This is a genomic window from Microbacterium sp. Leaf351 (genome assembly GCF_001423825.1).
In the GTDB taxonomy this organism is placed as follows: Bacteria; Actinomycetota; Actinomycetes; order Actinomycetales; family Microbacteriaceae; genus Microbacterium; species Microbacterium ginsengisoli.
In genome coordinates this window covers 129,943-131,616 of the sequence record NZ_LMPK01000009.1, presented here as the reverse complement: position 1 = coordinate 131,616, position 1,674 = coordinate 129,943, and the positions used below count along the sequence as shown (strand labels likewise).

Here is a 1,674-nt window from a genome sequence, read left to right as displayed (position 1 = left end):
CCTCCGACGATCCGACGCTCCCCGACGAGCACGGCCTCGGCATCCACGGCGGGTGGGCGGAGACATCCATCGTCATGCACCTGCGTCCCGACCTCGTGCACCCCGAGCTGTTCGCCCGCAACGTGCCGGAGTGGTTCGACGACTACGAGATGCTCGGGTTCAACGGCAAGCCGGTCTCTTTCGGCTGGCTCTCCGACGACTTCGGCCCGGCGGGCATCATCGGCGACCCCACAGCGGCGACGGCGGCGGCCGGAAAGGCGCTGTTCGACGAGGCGATCGAACGAGGTCTCGTCGCGCTCGGCGAGATCGACCGCTTCACGCTGCCCGAGCGCACGACCCTCATCTGAGCGGCCGTCGCCCGCCGCGCCGCTCCGCTCAGCGCGCGGCGCGCTCGGCGAGCAGGTGCGACATCCGTGCCGTGATGTCGTGCTCATCGGCGGTGACGAGCCGGTAGTCGCGGACGACGACGCGGCCCGCGACCACCACGTGGCGCGGGCGGCGTCCGGGCGAGGCCCAGAGCAGTCCGGCGATCGGGTCGGCGACGCCCGCGTCGGCGACGCCGCTGAGGTCCCACACGCAGAAGTCGGCGGCGGCCCCGGGGGCGAGGTGTCCGAGCTCGGGCCGGCCCAGCCCGCGGGCCGACCCGAGCGTGGCCATGTCGATGACGGATGCCGCGGCGAGCGGCCTGCCCGTAAGGCCCGACACCTGCAGGGCCAGACGGGCGTCGGCGAGCAGGTGTCCGGCGTCGTTGGAGCCGCCGCCGCTCGTGCCGAGTCCCGTGGCGATGCCGGCGTCGAGGAGATCGGCGACCCGCGCGACTCCCCAGCCCATCGGCACGTCGCATCCGGGGGCGTGGGTCGCGGTGACACCGGCGGCCGCGATCCGGCGGCGCTCGTGGTCGGTGATGTCGACGAGGTGGGCGATCGTGACGTCGTCGGCGAGCCAGCCCCACTCCTCGAGCAGGTCGATCGGGCGGCGTCCGTAGCGCTCGAGGGCGATCGCGACATCCACCTGCTCGTTCGCCTGCGTGCGGCGCCGCAGTCCCCACCGCGCGGCGACCGCGCCGAGGGCGGCGAAGGTCGCCTCGCCGTCGCTGTGCACGCCGGCAGGTCCGACCGCGTACTGCAGCATGCCGTCGGCCGTCACGCCGCCGACGTGACCGTCGGCGAGCAGTGAGACCGCGATCGCCTCGGCGGAAGCGCCCGCCCAGTCGGCGTCGTCACGGGCCGACCCGCGCACATAGACGAGGCGTCCGCCGAGGCGGGCAGCGGACGTCGCGATGGCTCGCGCGATGTCGACGGTCTCCTCGATCGGCGCGCCGTGCGGCCAGTTCAGGTGATGGTCGGCGACGGTGGTGACGCCGCTCAGCAAGCCCTCCGCGACGGCCACCTCGGCGCAGACGCCGAAGAGCTCCGCATCCATGCCTGCGGTGGAATACGCCGCAGCCATCGCGGGCAGCCAGGCGGCCATCGGCACCCCGCGCGTGCCCGGCAGCGTGCGGAATCCGCTCTGCAGCAGGTGATGGTGGGCGTTGACGAGCCCGGCCGTGATGATCCCGCCATCGGCGTCGAGCGTGTCGACGGTGCGCAGATCGGATGCCTCCGCCACCCGCGCTCCCTCGATGACGAGGTCGCCGGTGCGCACCGTGTCCGCGTCGACGACGATGGCGCGTGC

2 protein-coding genes are annotated in these 1,674 nt (G+C 73.8%); one reads left to right on the top strand and one right to left on the bottom strand.

Translation table 11 applies throughout. From position 1 onward, the window contains the following. Positions 1-347, top strand: a 347-nt coding sequence (locus ASG00_RS16805; RefSeq protein ID WP_235559124.1) for a creatininase family protein, incomplete at its 5' end; no start/stop codon positions are given. A gap of 28 nt (positions 348-375) precedes the next feature. On the opposite strand, the gene ASG00_RS03900 is transcribed toward ASG00_RS16805, so the two are convergent. Beyond that, complete coding sequence (locus ASG00_RS03900; protein ID WP_056207121.1) at positions 376-1,665, bottom strand: amidohydrolase family protein; 1,290 nt, start codon at positions 1,663-1,665, stop codon at positions 376-378. Between the last annotated feature and the right edge of the window lie 9 nt (positions 1,666-1,674).